The organism is Streptomyces sp. JNUCC 63, assembly GCF_054366325.1.
Map to the genome: position 1 here is coordinate 2,665,084 of NZ_CM135963.1, position 14,565 is coordinate 2,679,648.

16 protein-coding genes are annotated in these 14,565 nt (G+C 72.0%); 4 read left to right on the forward strand and 12 right to left on the reverse strand.

Annotated elements, in window-relative coordinates:
- Positions 1-23: 23 nt before the first annotated feature.
- From ACX25U_RS11955 to ACX25U_RS12005, 11 genes are all read right to left on the reverse strand, one after another.
- Complete coding sequence (locus tag ACX25U_RS11955) at positions 24-1,397, reverse strand: bifunctional albaflavenone monooxygenase/terpene synthase (RefSeq protein ID WP_454391354.1); 1,374 nt, start codon at positions 1,395-1,397, stop codon at positions 24-26.
- Positions 1,394-2,485, reverse strand: coding sequence for an epi-isozizaene synthase (gene cyc1, locus ACX25U_RS11960; protein ID WP_454391356.1), 1,092 nt, complete (start codon positions 2,483-2,485; stop codon positions 1,394-1,396). Before cyc1 ends, ACX25U_RS11955 begins: the two co-directional genes overlap by 4 nt.
- 327 nt (positions 2,486-2,812) lie before the next feature.
- Entirely contained in the window at positions 2,813-3,463 is a 651-nt protein-coding gene (def, locus tag ACX25U_RS11965; RefSeq protein WP_454391358.1) for a peptide deformylase, read from the reverse strand.
- Between the two features lie 59 nt (positions 3,464-3,522).
- Positions 3,523-4,503, reverse strand: a complete 981-nt coding sequence (locus ACX25U_RS11970; RefSeq protein ID WP_454391360.1) for a tetratricopeptide repeat protein — start codon at positions 4,501-4,503, stop codon at positions 3,523-3,525.
- 105 nt (positions 4,504-4,608) lie between these two features.
- Positions 4,609-5,841 (reverse strand): HD-GYP domain-containing protein, encoded by a 1,233-nt coding sequence (locus ACX25U_RS11975; RefSeq protein ID WP_454391362.1) that lies wholly within the window; start codon positions 5,839-5,841, stop codon positions 4,609-4,611.
- Positions 5,838-5,999: a hypothetical protein gene (locus ACX25U_RS11980; protein WP_454391364.1), complete on the reverse strand. Its 162-nt coding sequence runs from the start codon at positions 5,997-5,999 to the stop codon at positions 5,838-5,840. The genes ACX25U_RS11975 and ACX25U_RS11980 overlap by 4 nt, the downstream gene beginning before the upstream one ends.
- On the reverse strand, positions 5,996-7,303 hold the full coding sequence (locus ACX25U_RS11985) for an HD-GYP domain-containing protein (RefSeq protein WP_454391366.1): 1,308 nt from the start codon (positions 7,301-7,303) through the stop codon (positions 5,996-5,998). Before ACX25U_RS11985 ends, ACX25U_RS11980 begins: the two co-directional genes overlap by 4 nt.
- 129 nt (positions 7,304-7,432) lie before the next feature.
- Positions 7,433-7,744, reverse strand: a complete 312-nt coding sequence (gene rsrA, locus ACX25U_RS11990; RefSeq protein ID WP_454391368.1) for a mycothiol system anti-sigma-R factor — start codon at positions 7,742-7,744, stop codon at positions 7,433-7,435.
- Positions 7,741-8,436, reverse strand: coding sequence for a sigma-70 family RNA polymerase sigma factor (locus tag ACX25U_RS11995; RefSeq protein ID WP_454391370.1), 696 nt, complete (start codon positions 8,434-8,436; stop codon positions 7,741-7,743). The genes rsrA and ACX25U_RS11995 overlap by 4 nt, the downstream gene beginning before the upstream one ends.
- A 309-nt stretch (positions 8,437-8,745) precedes the next feature.
- The gene (locus ACX25U_RS12000) at positions 8,746-9,372 is read right to left on the reverse strand and encodes an alpha/beta hydrolase family protein (RefSeq protein WP_454394223.1); all 627 of its coding nucleotides are present in this window, start codon (positions 9,370-9,372) and stop codon (positions 8,746-8,748) included.
- Between the two features lie 55 nt (positions 9,373-9,427).
- A complete protein-coding gene (locus tag ACX25U_RS12005) occupies positions 9,428-10,243 on the reverse strand; it encodes an SOS response-associated peptidase (RefSeq protein WP_454391371.1) in 816 nt (271 codons plus the stop codon).
- A gap of 50 nt (positions 10,244-10,293) precedes the next feature.
- Here ACX25U_RS12005 and ACX25U_RS12010 point away from each other — a divergent pair, with 50 nt between their 5' ends.
- The 4 genes from ACX25U_RS12010 (at position 10,294) to ACX25U_RS12025 (ending at position 13,870) form a co-directional block, all read left to right on the forward strand.
- Positions 10,294-11,016: a M50 family metallopeptidase gene (locus ACX25U_RS12010; RefSeq protein WP_454391373.1), complete on the forward strand. Its 723-nt coding sequence runs from the start codon at positions 10,294-10,296 to the stop codon at positions 11,014-11,016.
- A 55-nt stretch (positions 11,017-11,071) separates the two neighbouring features.
- A complete protein-coding gene (aroA, locus tag ACX25U_RS12015) occupies positions 11,072-12,388 on the forward strand; it encodes a 3-phosphoshikimate 1-carboxyvinyltransferase (protein ID WP_454391375.1) in 1,317 nt (438 codons plus the stop codon).
- Between the two features lie 18 nt (positions 12,389-12,406).
- Positions 12,407-13,417: a ribosome small subunit-dependent GTPase A gene (gene rsgA, locus ACX25U_RS12020; protein ID WP_454391377.1), complete on the forward strand. Its 1,011-nt coding sequence runs from the start codon at positions 12,407-12,409 to the stop codon at positions 13,415-13,417.
- Between the two features lie 129 nt (positions 13,418-13,546).
- A complete protein-coding gene (locus ACX25U_RS12025) occupies positions 13,547-13,870 on the forward strand; it encodes a DMT family transporter (RefSeq protein ID WP_100568156.1) in 324 nt (107 codons plus the stop codon).
- A gap of 20 nt (positions 13,871-13,890) precedes the next feature.
- On the opposite strand, the gene ACX25U_RS12030 is transcribed toward ACX25U_RS12025, so the two are convergent.
- On the reverse strand, positions 13,891-14,499 hold the full coding sequence (locus ACX25U_RS12030) for a TetR/AcrR family transcriptional regulator (RefSeq protein WP_454391379.1): 609 nt from the start codon (positions 14,497-14,499) through the stop codon (positions 13,891-13,893).
- Positions 14,500-14,565: the final 66 nt, after the last annotated feature.

The window sequence follows — 14,565 nt, forward strand, 5'->3', positions numbered from 1 at the left end:
CGCGCGGTACGTCCCCGCTCGCCTCACCTCGGCACCGGCCGCACCAGCAGCTTGCGCGGGCGCAGGGTGATGCCGATCTGGGGGGTGTCGTTCGACCCGGCGACCTGCTCCAGGCGGAACCTCGTCGCCACCGTCGCCGTGAAGAGGCTCAGCAGCGCCGTGGAGAAGTGGTCGGCGGGGCACTTTCGGTTGCCCACGCTGAACGGGCTCATGGCGTATTTCGGTACGTCCTTGGACCGCTGAGGAAGCCAGCGGTCGGGATCGAACTCCAGGTGGTCCGGGTACGATCGCGGATCGCGCTGGATGGCGTACGGACTGTAGATGATGTCCGCCCCGGCGGGAATGCGCCGGCCACCGAGTTCCGTGTCGGTGACCGCCCGTCGCGTCAATACCCATACGGAGGGCCGCAAGCGCATCGTTTCCACGACGACATTGTTGGTGTGCGTGAGCTTGCGGACGTCGTCGAATGCCACGGGCCTGCCGCCGGTCACGGATTCGACCTCCGCATGGATCCGGTCCGCGTGTTCCGGGTGGTTCGCGAGTGTCTGAAGCAGCCACATGATCGTGGCGCCCACCGATTCACCGCCGGGAGTGAGTATCGCGACCACCTGATCGTGGATCTCCTGCTCCCCGATGGGCTCGCCATTGTCGTTCTTGGCCGTCAGCAAAGCCGTCAGCAAATCGTCCGGATTTCGCCCGGACGCCCGGCGGTCGGCGATGATCTCGTCGACGAGGCGGTGCAGATCGGCCAGCGCGCGGTTGAATGCGCGGTTGGCCGGCAGCGGCAGCCGGTACAGCGGCCCGAGCGGCAGGACCATCCGCCGGTACATGCCGCGGAAGACGGTGGCGAACGCGTCGCACAGCCTCTCGGCCCACTCGTCCGTGTACTGGCCGCGCAGCAGGCAGCGGGCCGAGACGCGTACGGCGATCCGGAAGGCCTCCGAGGTGCAGTCGACCGGCCGGCCGGAGCTCCAGCGCTCGGTCAGCGCGTGCGTCTCCTCCTCCATGATCGGACCGTAGGCGGGGAGGGCGTCGAGCCGGAAGGCGGGCTGGACGGTGCGGCGCCGGCGACGGTGCAGGGGGCCGTTGGCGGTGGCCACGCCCTCCTTGCCGAGCAGGCCCTCCAGGGACTCCCACAGCGGGCCGGAGATGATGTAGTCGGGGCTCAGGGCCACCGCCCCGGTGAGGGCGGGGGTGGTGACGGCGTACACCGTCTTGGGGCCGAGCCTGAGGCGGACGACGTCGCCGTGGTCGCGCAGCCGGCACATGAAGGCCAGTGGGTCGCGGGCCAGTTTCAGGCCGTGGCCGAGAAGCGGTACCGCCCCTCCGGCCATCGGTGGCTCGTGCGGTTCCTTCGTATTCTGCCGGGCTTCGGGATTCACCGACTCGACGGTCATTTCTCACCTGCCGCTTCGTTGTTGACGTACGGGGGCGTGGACCGGTCGTCCCAGCCGTCGACCATGTACCGGCCGGACTCGTGATGGAACCAGTAGACGGAACTGAACCAGTTCCGCATGTTGCCGAGGCAGTCCCTTACGGTGGCACTCAGTTCCTTTCCCCGCACCGTGCCGTCCGCGAGGTCGTCGGCGAAGCGCAATCCCTCCTGCTCGGCGACGAGGAATTCGGAAATGCACTCCTCGATGCGCCGGCGCATTTCCTTCACCGCCTCCTCGAGGGTCAGTCCGTCATGTCTGACGAGACTGATCCCGAGATTGTGCACCTCGCCGCCCGCCAATTCCTTGGGCAGCGAGCACAGGTCGTTGTACCAGGCGGCGAATTCCTGGCTGAGCAGTGCCGGGCGCCGGTAGGCGGGGTTCTTCCGGACGGTGTCCGGGAGTTCGCAGCCGGCACTCGGCTCCAGCAGGTCGGTCCAGATCCAGTGCGCGAAGGTGAGCCGGCGCAGCGCGAGGTACTCCTCGACCGTGGGCACCACGCCCTCGGTGCGGTTGTGGAACTCCCGGTCGTACGCCTCGATCACCGCGTGGAAGTGCCGGGCGAAGCGGGCGTTCCACTCCGGCGACAGGAACGAGTGGAGCCGCAGCACGCTGTCCGCGAACCCCGCGACCAGGGCGTCCCGGTGGTGCAGGTGGCTCCGGGGGGAGTCCAGGGCCGTGTGCAGCGCACCGCGCAGCCGCCGCCAGGCGGCGGGCCGGCCGTGGACGATGTCGCGGTCGTGACGGTCGTCCCAGACGAAGAACCACGCGCTGTAGTCCGCTATCGCCTGGAGCACCTCGTCCGGGGCGCCGATGTAGTACCCCGCCATGAGGTCGGTGTAGCACAGGCGGTCGGCGTGTTCCTCGACCTTGTCGGCCGGCATGAGCCGCTTTTCCAGCAGCCAACCGCGGGTCTTCTCCTGGAGTTGGGGCCAATAGGAGTGCAGCTGCCTGGGAAACGCGGCCTCGATCACCGGGAGAGCGAGCTGTGGCGGGACTGCGACCGCCGTCGGTGTGGATGTCGTTGTGGTGCTGTGTGGGAAAGCCGGCACGAACAAACCCCTCTCAGCCGCCGGTGACGTACACCCCTTCCGTTGTGCCGGGCGCACGCCGTCGCGTATCCCGCACCCCCATTCAGCACCACAACTGACCATTCTGGGAACGGATTTGCCTCATTCACCACTCCGGGATGCGGAGAATCTCCCCTTGTGTGACCGAATACGAATCGGCGGAAACGCACAAAGGATCGAATGCGCGAGGCATCTGCGACACATGTGCGAGGGCAGTGCGACGGCACACGAACGGCGCCCGGCCGGCTTTTCCTGCCGGCCGGGCGCCGTACGGGCGGGTCACCCCCGCCCCAACTGCCGTGACGCGTATCAGTCGTTGGCGACGACGGGGTAGCGCGGCTCGTTCTCGGCCATCTGCCGCAGCGCGTCCTTGCGCTCGCGCTTGGAGAGCCGGTCGATGTAGAGGTAGCCGTAGAGGTGATCGGTCTCGTGCTGCAGGCACCGCGCGAAGTAGCCGGTGCCGCGCACCTTGATCGGGTTGCCCCGCTCGTCCTGCCCGGTCACCTCGGCGTAGTCGGGGCGCGCGAGCGGCGCGTAGGCGGTGGGCACGGACAGGCAGCCCTCGTTGCTGTCGTCCAGGCGGCGGCGGTCGGCGGGCAGCTCGACCAGCTTGGGGTTGCAGACGACGCCGACGTGCCGGGCGCCGTCGTCGTCCGGGCAGTCGTAGACGAAGACCTTCAGGTCCACGCCGATCTGGTTGGCGGCCAGGCCCACGCCCTCGGCGGTGCGCTGGCTGGCGAACATGTCCGCGACCAGCTGCTGGAGCTCCTCGCCGAAGTCGGTGACGTCCTTGCACTCCTTGTGCAGCACCGGGTTGCCGACGACCGTGATGGGCCGGGAGGTGCCGCGCTCGCGCCAGGCCGTCTCGCGCTCCTCGCAGTCCTCCGTGTCCACGACGTACCCCTCGTCGTCGACGGGGAGCACGCCCGCGTGCTGCTGATCGGTGTCCTGCTGCGCCATGACCGCCCTGTGCCTGCCTTCCTGAAACGACTGATGCTGTTAAAGAGTACGGCGAGTGCTCAGCAGACCTCTTCCAGGTCCCGCCAGTCCCGGGAGTCCGGACTGTCGGCGACCCAGCCGTCCAGCAGCCCCCTCACCAGCGCGGCGGGCGCGGCCACTCCGCACTCCCGCTCCGGCACCCACAGCTGTCCGTCGGTGCGGTGGCCGAGGGGTCCGGGGTGTCCCGGCTCGCTGTGGTCGTGCGGGTCGAGGTGCTCGCCGTCGCCCTCGTCGGACGGCATCCGCGACTCCGAGCACATCCGGCACAGCAGCCGTACGGACGACGACCAGTCCTCGGCGGCGAAGCCGGCGTCGGCGGCCAGTTGCTCCAGGGCGTCCCGGTCGGCCTCGGTGGCGGCCTCGAGGAGGACCACCCAGGTGGGCACGGGCGAGGGCGCCCACAGCTCGATCTCGTCGAAGACGGGGTAGATGTCGCCGGCCGCGGTGGTCCGCTCGCCGTGGGGCACGCCGTCGTGCAGCACGACCTCGCCCCAGCGCCGCCCCGAGGAGGGCAGCGGGATGGACAGCACCTCGATCCGGGCCGGGTCCAGGCGGCGGCCCCAGACCACCTCGGCCTCGCCCTCCGGCGACAGCCGCACGGCCGCGCTGCCCAGCTCCATGCCCACCGGCTCCACGGCGGCGGCCGCGCCTCCGGGCACCTTCAGGCCGTACGCCTGCCAGGCACGCCGGGCCAGCGGCCAGTCCTGCAGGGCGGTGGCGGCGATGCCGACGTTCCACCAGTCGGGCGCCCCGGTCTCCTTCTCCAGCAGGGCCACGGCCCTCAGGCCCGCCGTCCTGGCCTGCTCCCAGTCGTGCCGGAACTTGTGCAGCAGGGCGAGGTTGAACCAGGACTCGGACAGCCAGGGTTCCAGGTCCGCGGCGCGCGTCAGCAGTGCGCCCGCGTCCTCGTACCGGCCGTCGCCGATCAGGGTGAACGCGCGGTCGGTGGCCTGCCGCCAGGAGGCGGAAGGCCGGTGCCGTACCTTGCCGAAGATCCTCACGATTCCCGCCTGCCAGTTCCGTTCAGTGGGCTGGCTTGTGCCCCCGGACGCCCTCTCCTTCGCATCCAACCACGTACGGCTGGAAGGGCGCTCATTACCCATGGGTTACCCCACGGCGGGCGACGTCAGACCGTCGCGTGAGAGTACACGGGCCAGTGATTCCACCACATCGGGGGCGTACTCGGCCGCCAGCCGCAGCTCCTCCAGGGCCTGGAGCGACCCGCCGGGTCCGGCGTCGCGCGCCTTCTCCTCGTAGGCGTTGACGGCCCGCACGATCCGCGCGGGCAGCGGCTGCTCCCGGCACGGGTCGGCCTGGCGCTCCACCACGACCGCGACCCGCGCGTCGACCCCGGTCTGCCGTACGACGGCCCCGCCGAGCAGCGCGATACGCCGCTGCTGCTCGGCGGGCAGGCCGGCGGTGGCGCCCGCGGGGACCGGGTCGACCAGGCTGAGCTGCCCGATGTCGTGCATGAGGGCCGCGTGCTCCAGCACGGTCAGCTCCGGCTCCGTCAGGCCCAGGTCCCGGCCCACGGCCCGGCTGAGCGCGGCCACCCGCCGGGCGTGCCCGGGCGGGGTGTACCCGGCGACCTCGGTGGCGCGGGCCAAGGAGGCGATGGTCTGCCGGTAGGTGCTCCGCACGGCCGCGTACCGTCTCAGGGACAGCTGGGTGAGCAGCAGCGGCAGCGAGAACACGGGCAGCGCCCACAGCCCGACCACGGCGACCGCGAGGGCCATGACCGCGCCGGTCGCGCACACCGCCGAGCCGATCCCGAGCAGCCCGCGCAGCTCCTCGCGCAGCAGCGGGCCGAACGGCCACCGGGTACGGCAGTGCGCCGACGCGGCGGCCAGCACGGCGCCGCACAGCGCGGTGAGCACCAGCAGCGCGAGCAGCAGCAGGGCGTACGCCGGGCCGATCCAGTCCCGGAACGCCCCCTCGCCGTACAGCGGCTGAAAGCAGACGGCCGCGAAGGCGACGGTGAGGATCCGCCGCGCGAGGTGGTCGAGGGCCTGCCCCTCCCCGCGCGCGAGGTGCGGCACGCTGCCGAGCAGACACGCGCCGAGCACCACGGCGACGGCCTGGAAGGCGCCGTGGTGACTGGCCCGCCCGGCGTCCTCGCCCAGCAGGGCGTACGACAACGCCCCGGCGGCACCCAGCGGCGCGGCCTCCCGGACACCGGCTCCGCTCCACCGCGCGAGTTCCCCGACGAGCACGAGCACCCCGAAGGCAAGGGCGGCCCCGCGCTCCTCCACGCCGGTCCACAGGGTGACGCCGAGGGACAGCAGGGCGACGAGGAGAGCCGAGCCACGGATGAGAACCAGCAGCACGGACCGGCTCATCGACACGCTCCCTCACGGCCGGCCGCGGGCGACACCGGCGGGGAGACGGACGTCCCGTCCTCGGCCGTGACCGCCGGGTGCCGGCCGTACGCGTCCAGGGCCCGCACCCGCGCCACGACCATCCTCGGATCAAGGACCAGCAGCACGGACCGGCTCATCGACGCGCTCCCTCACGGCCGGCCGCGGGCGACACCGGCGGGGAGACGGACGTCCCGTCCTCGGCCGTGACCGCCGGGTGCCAGCCGTGCCGGTCCAGGGCCCGCGCCAGTGCCGTGACCATCCGCGGGTCGAACTGTGCGCCGGCGCAGCGTTCCAGTTCCTCCAGGGCGGCGCCGACCGGGCGGGCCCGCCGGTAGGAGCGGGTGGAGGTCATCGCGTCGAAGGCGTCCGCGACGGCCACCATCCGTGCGGACTCGGGGATCTGGCCGCCCGTCAGCCCATACGGGTAGCCGCTGCCGTCCAGGCGTTCGTGGTGATGCAGGATCGCCGAGCGGGCCTCGCCGAGGAAGGAGATCCCGCGCACCATCTCGTGCCCGTACTCGGGGTGCAGCTCGATCACCCGACGCTCCTCGGGGGTCAGCGGCCCGTCCTTGCGCAGCAGCCGGGTGGGAACGCCCAGCTTCCCCACGTCGTGCAGGATGCCGGCGAACCGCAGCACCTCGACGCGCTCGTCGTCCATGCCGAGCTCGCGCGCGATCATCATGGAGGCCTGACCGACCCGCTCGCTGTGCCCGCGCGTGTACCCGTCCTTGATGTCGACGGCCTGCACCAGCGCGCGGATGGTGGCCCGGTGGGCGGCCCGCTCCCGGTGGTACTGGGCGTACACCCACCACGACACGCACATCGGCAGCAGCACCAGCAACGCGGCGACCGGGCCGTAGGGGCTGCGCCACAGCACGGCCATCATCAGTCCCGCGAGCCCGTGGACCCCGATCGGCGCCAGTGACCGGGTGAACAGCCCTGGCCACGCCCGCCGTACCGGCACTCTCTCGACGAGCGCGTGGATCCCGCCGTCCAGTGCCGTCAGCACCAGGCAGAAGGCGAGCACGGCGGCCCCGGCGGGGGCGAGGGCGTAGGGGAAGTCGGAGGCGACGACTGCGTCCCGGCCGCCCAGCGCCCAGTGCGCCCGGGAGGCGGCCCACACCGCGAGGACGAGCTGGGCGGCCTGCCAGACACGGCGCAGCCCCTCGGGCCGCTGCCCGACGCGGGCGAGCAGGACGGCCGGCAGCGGAACCAGCGCGGCGGCGGCCGGCGGCAGCAGGAAGGCCGCCGCCAGCAGGACCGGGTAGAAGGGGCCGGCGAGACCGCGCCGGACGAGGTGCCTGCAGCCGGCGTACACCGCGGCGAGCAGGGCGACCGCCCACCAGGGGGTGCGGGTCACCGGCAGCGGCAGCAGACAGGTCAGGGCGCCGAGGACCACACAGGCGACGTACGCACGGGCCCGTGGTGGAACCGCCTCCATGCCGCTCCTCCCCGGTCACGCCTGTCCACGGTGGGAGCGTAGGGCGGGCAACGGGGAGTACACGGGGCAAAGCCCCGCGGATTAGCACGTTCGGGTGAACAGTGCCCGGGCGTACGCGCGGGCGGCGGGTCAGGACTCCTGCGGAGTCACCGGCGCCGCGGTCACGTCGCTCTCGGGGACGGTCTGGCCGGAGCGGATCAGCTCGATCCGCCCCATGACCTTGGCGCGCAGGTCGGCGGGTACGTCGTCATGCCCGCAGCACCGCTTGACCAGCTTCTTCACGGCCTGCTCCAGGCCGTACTTCTCGAGGCACGGCGAGCACTCCTCGAAGTGGTGCTCGACCTTGGTGCGATCGACTTCCGGCATCTCACTGTCGAGGAACTCGTAGAGATGGTCGAGTACCTCACTGCAGTCCGTCTCGTGCGGCTCTCCGCAGCTCATGAGCCCGAGCCTTTCGCTTCGTTCGACTCTCCGGCACCGGCCGGGACCAGCCCGCGCTCGCGGGCGTAGTCCTCGAGCATTCCGCGCAGCTGACGGCGGCCCCGGTGCAGCCGGGACATCACCGTACCGATGGGTGTCCCCATGATGTCCGCGATCTGCTTGTAGGCAAAGCCCTCCACGTCCGCGAGGTAGACGGCTATGCGGAATTCCTCGGGGATCGCCTGCAGCGCTTCCTTCACGTCCGAGTCGGGCAGGTGGTCCAGCGCCTGCGACTCGGCGGAGCGCAGACCCGTCGACATGTGCGACGCGGCCCGCGCGAGCTGCCAGTCCTCGATGTCCTCGGCCGCGCTGCGCTGGGGTTCGCGCTGCTTCTTGCGGTAGGAGTTGATGAAGGTGTTGGTGAGGATCCGGTACAGCCACGCCTTGAGGTTGGTGCCCTCACGGAACTGGTGGAAGGACGCGTACGCCTTGGCGTAGGTCTCCTGCACCAGGTCCTCGGCGTCGGCCGGGTTGCGCGTCATGCGCAGCGCGGCCGAGTACATCTGGTCGAGGAATTCGAGCGCGTCCCGCTCGAAGCGCGCACTGCGCTCGACGGTCGACTCCCCGGACGCTTCCATACGCGCGCCCCGGCCCTCGGGCTGCTCCGCCTGGCCGTTGTCGGCCCCTGCGTCGGTACCGGGAACCGGACCCACCTCCTCAAGCGATGTCGGAGGACCGGAATCGGTCCCACCCGAATCGGAGGATAGACGACGATCCGGCCCGCCCGCCGCCCGAACCGGGGCGGTCCTGGCCGCGTGCAGCACCGTCCAGTCCAGGGCGGTACGGCTGCTGCGGCTCGAATCGAACTCTGCCGGGCGCAGCCCGTCCACGGGGTGGTGGTGGGAGGCGGGCGGGCAGATGGTCGAACCCATGCGGCGGACTTCCTCTCCTACGACGTGGGTGCCGGTGACCGGCACTTCTGTCCGCCTCAACAGCGCCCGGGGGCCAGGCATTCCCGGGCGTCACCCGAGTGACGCGGCCCACTGCGCGACGCCCTCGGTGATGATCTCCAGTGCCTGCTCCTGCGTGATGTCCGCCCGCTTCGGGACGGCGAAGCCGTGATCGGCGTACGGCACCTCGACGAGCTCGTACGAACCCTCCGGGAACTCCTCGGGCCTGCCGAACGGGTCGTTGCCGCCCTGGACGACGAGGGTGGGCGCTCCGGGTGCGAGCAATTCCTCCGCGCGGGACTTCTCCGGCTTGCCCGGCGGGTGCAGCGGGAAGCTGAGCGCCAGTACGGCGTGCGCGCCCAGCTCGGTCGCGGTGCGGCAGGCGACGCGCGCGCCCGCGCTGCGGCCGCCGGAGATCACCGGCAGTCCGGGCGCGGTGAGCGCCGGCCAGAGCCCGCGCCAGCCGGTGTCCAGGGTCTTCGGCGCCGGGGCGACCTTCTTTCCGGCCACCCGCCAGGGCTGCTCGACGAGCGCGACGGTCACACCGTGCCCGGGGAGGGTCTGGGCCAACGCCCGCAGGTCACGGGCCTCGATACCGCCGCCGGCGCCGTGGCTCACGGCGAGGACGAGCCGCGCGTCGTCCGCCCGGTGCCAGGTGACGCGGGCCTGGCCCGCACCGGTCTCGACGATCTCGGCGATCTCGGCGATCTCGGCGATCCTGGCGTTCTCGCTCACGTCCACGTCCACGTCCACGTCAGAAGAGTGTGCCCTCTTCGGGCGCCGGAAGCTCCCTCAGCAGCTCCGGGCCGTTGTTGCGGACGTTGCTCACGGCCGTCGAGACGGGATGGGCGCGCATCAGGCCGGGCGGCGGGGGCGCCAGCAGGGCGCGCAGGTCGTCCACGTCCGTGCGGGCCGGGTCCAGCCAGGCGTCCCAGCGGTCGGGGGTCAGCATCAGCGGCATCCGGGGGTGGATGTCGTGCAGCGAGCGCGGGCCCTCGGCCGGGGCGACCGCCAGCGGGGTCCGCTCGGCCTCCGTGGTGATCACCGAGCAGGTCACCCACCAGGCCCGCGGGTGGTCGTCGGGCAGCGTACGGTCCCGCCAGAACTCGTAGAGCCCCGCCATCGCGAACACCGAGCCGTCCGCCGGGGTGACGAAGTACGGCTGCTTGCGGGGGCGCTTGCGCCTGCCCTCGACCTCCAGTTCGCGCTCCTGGGTGCCGGTGACCCACTCGTAGTAGCCGTCGGCGGGCAGGATGCAGCGCCGGGCGGCGAAGGCACGGCGGTACGACGGCTTCTCGTGCACGGTCTCCGCGCGCGCGTTGATCATCCGGGCGGCGCCCTCGGGGGACTTCGCCCAGGAGGGGACGAGCCCCCACTTCAGCTTCCGCAGCTGCCGAACCGGGCGCCTGTCACCGGCGTCCTTCAGAGGGCGGTCGAGGACGGCGGGGACCTCCTTGGTCGGGGCCACGTTGTAGTCGGGTGCCAGGGTCTCCTCCGGCTCCCACTTCCCGACCTCGAAGATTCCTGCGAGATCCTCAGGTCCGCGACTCGCCGCATACCGTCCGCACATACGTGCAACACTGCCAGACTCCGTACAAGGACAGGGAGCCACCGGGAAACATGGCCAGCACCGCCGCCTCCGCGCTGCCCGACCTCTGGGACCGGCTGATCGGCACCCAGCCCGATCCCGACCTGTGGGTGGTGGTCGCCACCGCGGTCGCCGCGCTCGCCGTGGTCGTCCCTCACGGCCTGTGGCGCGTCTCCCGCAACGCGATCACCATCGCGCACGAGGGCGGCCACGGACTGGTGGCGCTGCTCACCGGCCGCACGCTGACCGGGATACGCCTGCACTCCGACACCAGTGGCCTGACCGTCAGCCGCGGCAAGCCGTACGGCATCGGCATGATCCTCACCGCGGCCTCCGGCTACACCGCTCCCCCGCTGCTGGGCCTGGGCGGCGCGGCCCTGCTCGCCGCCGGGCGCATCACGCTGCTGCTGTGGGTGGCCACCGCGCTGCTGGTGGCGATGCTGGTGATGATCCGCAACGCGTACGGGGCGCTCACCGTGCTCCTCACCGGCGGCACGTTCCTGCTGGTGTCCTGGCTGGCCGGACTCCAGGTGCAGGCGGCGTTCGCGTACGCGGTGGTGTGGTTCCTGCTGCTCGGCGGGGTGCGCCCGGCCTTCGAGCTGCAGGCCAAGCGGTCCCGAGGGGGCGCCGGGGACTCGGACGCGGACCAGCTGTCGCGGTTGACGCACGTACCGGCGGGGCTGTGGCTGTTCCTGTTCCACGCGGTGTCGCTGTGCTCGCTGATCGGCGGGGGCCGCTGGCTGCTGGGGGTGTGATCACCCACCTGGTCGGACGGCGGCCGGTCCAACCGCCTCCTTATAGAGTGGGGCCATGGCTCCGAACCCCGCGCACACCGCCCTCTGGCCCGCCCCGCACGCGAGCGGAGCCGTCGACGCGACGGTCCACGTGCCCGGGTCCAAATCGGTCACCAACCGCGCCCTGGTGCTCGCCGCCCTCGCCTCCGAGCCGGGCTGGCTGCGCCGCCCGCTGCGCTCCCGCGACACGCTGCTGATGGCGGACGCCCTGCGGGCGATGGGCGTGGGCATCGACGAGGGCGTCGGCCCGGACGGCACCGGGGAGGCCTGGCGCGTGATCCCCGCGGGCCTGCACGGCCCGGTCACGGTCGACGTCGGCAACGCGGGCACCGTGATGCGCTTCCTGCCGCCGGTCGCCGCGCTGGCCGACGGCCCCATCCGCTTCGACGGCGACCCGCGGTCGTACGAGCGTCCGCTGCACGGAGTCATCGACGCGCTGCGGACTCTGGGCGCCCGGATCGACGACGACGGCCGGGGCACGCTGCCGATGACCGTACACGGCGGCGGCGCGCTGGACGGCGGCCCGGTGGAGATCGACGCCTCCTCCTCGTCCCAGTTCGTCAGCGCCCTGCTGCTGTCCGGGCCGCGCTTCAACCAGGGCGTGGAGGTCCGGCACACCGGTTCGACGCTGCCGTCGATGCCGCACATCCGGATGACGGTGGACATGCTGCGCGCGGTCGGCGCCCAGGTGGACACTCCCGAGTCGGGCGGCGAGCCGAACGTGTGGCGGGTCACGCCGGGCGCCCTGCTGGGCCGGGACCTGACCGTGGAGCCGGACCTGTCCAACGCCCAGCCCTTCCTCGCGGCGGCGCTGGTGACCGGCGGCAAGGTCGTCGTCCCCGACTGGCCGGCCCGGACGACCCAGCCGGGTGACCGGCTGCGGGAGATCTTCACCGAGATGGGTGGTTCCTGCGAACTCACCGAGTACGGCCTGGTGTTCACCGGTTCAGGCGCCGTGCACGGAATCGACGTGGACCTGAGCGAGGTCGGCGAGCTGACCCCGGGCATCGCGGCCGTCGCCGCCCTCGCGGACTCGCCCTCGACCCTGCGCGGCGTGGCCCATCTGCGGCTGCACGAGACCGACCGGCTGGCCGCGCTGACCAAGGAGATCAACGAGCTCGGCGGTGACGTGACCGAGACGGCCGACGGCCTGCGCATCCGCCCGCGCCCGCTGCACGGCGGGGTCTTCCACACCTACGAGGACCACCGCATGGCGACCGCCGGCGCGGTCATCGGCCTGGTGGTGGAGGGCGTGCGGATCGAGAACGTGGCGACCACGGCGAAGACCATGCCGGACTTCCCCGAACTGTGGACCGGGATGCTCGGGGCGTAGGGACGCGGGGAACACGTCATGCGGCGCTACGGCAAGCACACCGACGAGGACGACATCCGCACCCGCCCCAACCGCCGGGGCAACCGGCCGCGTACGAACATCCGCCCTAAGCACGAGGACGCCGCCGAGGGCATGGTGCTCACCGTCGACCGGGGTCGGCTGACGTGCCTCGTCGACGGCCGTACGATCGTCGCGATGAAGGCCCGCGAACTGGGCCGCAAGGCCGCCGTCGTGGGCGACCGGGTCGCCCTGGTCGGTGACCTGTCCGGGACGAAGGACACCCTCGCGCGCATCGTCCGCATCGAGAAGCGCGCCTCCGTCCTGCGCCGCACGGCGGACGACGACGACCCGTACGAGCGCGTGGTCGTCGCCAACGCCGACCAGCTGGCCATCGTCACCGCGCTCGCCGACCCCGAGCCGCGCCCGCGCCTGATCGACCGGTGCCTGGTGGCGGCGTACGACGGCGGCCTGGACCCGCTGCTGGTCATGACCAAGTCGGACCTGGCCCCGCCGGACGAGCTCCTGGAGCTGTACGGCGCGCTGGACATCCCCTACGTCGTCACCAGCCGCGGAGAGCTGGAGAACGGGGACGCGGCGGACCGGGTGCGCGAGCATCTGGACGGGAAGGTCACGGCGTTCGTCGGCCACTCCGGTGTCGGCAAGACCACGCTCGTCAACGCGCTGGTGTCCAAGGAGCGGCGGCGGGAGACGGGCCGTGTGAACGCGGTGACCGGCCGGGGCCGGCACACCACGACCTCGGCGCTCGCGCTGCCGCTGACGGGCGCGTCCGGCTGGGTCGTCGACACCCCGGGCGTACGGTCGTTCGGCCTCGCGCACATCGACCCGTCCCGGGTCATCCACGCCTTCCCCGACCTGGAGCCGGGCATGGAGGGCTGCCCGCGCGCGTGCAGTCACGACGAGCCGGACTGCGCGCTGGACGAGTGGGTCGCCGAGGGCCACGCGGACCCGGCGCGCCTGTACTCGCTGCGCCGGCTGCTGGCCACGCGGGAGCGCAAGGAAGGCGACTGACCTGCCTGACCTCCGCGTTGTTTGGGTGCGGTGCGGGTAGGCAAGTGCATAATCGCACGGAGCCGGATCAGGACCTGCCCCAAGTACGACCAAGCGGTCACGGCGCGCGGACGCACGGGAGGACAGCACATGGCGTGGCTGCTGGTCATTGTGGCCGGGTTGCTCGAGACCGGCTTCGCCGTGTGCCTGAAGCTGTCGCACGGTTTCACCAGACTCTGGCCGACCATCGCCTTCTGCTGCTTCGCCCTGGGCAGCTTCGGGCTGCTCACCCTGTCGTTGAAGAAGCTCGACGTGGGCCCGGCGTACGCGGTGTGGACCGGTATCGGCGCGGCGGGCACCGCGATCTACGGCATGGTCTTCCTCGGCGACCTGGTCTCCACGCTGAAGATCGTCTCGATCAGCCTGGTCATCATCGGCGTGATCGGGCTGCAGCTGTCCGGTTCCGCGCACTGAGGCGCAGTACCCGGGGCGGATCAGACCGGTTGGCGGTGCAGGACGCCGCGGACGAGTCCGGCGATCCCGTCCTCGCCCGGCGGCGCCGCCACGCACGACAGGGCGAGGCGGAGCACCAGTTCGCAGGTGCGGGTCAGGTCGGCGGTCTCCGCCTTGGGCGTGCCGGGCGCGGACAGCAGGGCCACGGCACGGTCGCGGACGATCGCCACGAAGTCGCCGGGCGACGGCAGCGGGCCGTCCGCCCTGCGCTGCGCCGGCACGGCGGAGGAGGACGGCACCGCCGAGAGCGTGGGCGCGGGCAGCCGCTCGCTCCAGCAGCCGGTGAGCATCGCCTTCACCAGCGCGTTGTCACGGGCGGCCGACGCGGTCCACTCGGCGACGGCGGTGAGCCGTTCGCGCGGGTCGCCGTGGGTGGCGAGGGCGCGCTCGGCGCCGGCGAGATAGCCGTCCGTCTCCCTCCTGACCAGTGCGCGGGCGAGTCCTTCCTTGCTGCCGAACTCGTTGTAGAGCGTCTGCCGGGAGACTCCGGCCGCCGCGGCCACGTCCACCATCCGCACGGCGGACCACGGCCGGCGCGCCAGCGCCGTGTAGGCGGCGTCCAGCAGGGATTCCCGCGCTGCAGGCATCATCGCCTCCCTGGGGCGGAGCGACTCTGCGCCCAGATTTGACGCGCGGGAACGCACTGTCAAGGGTCT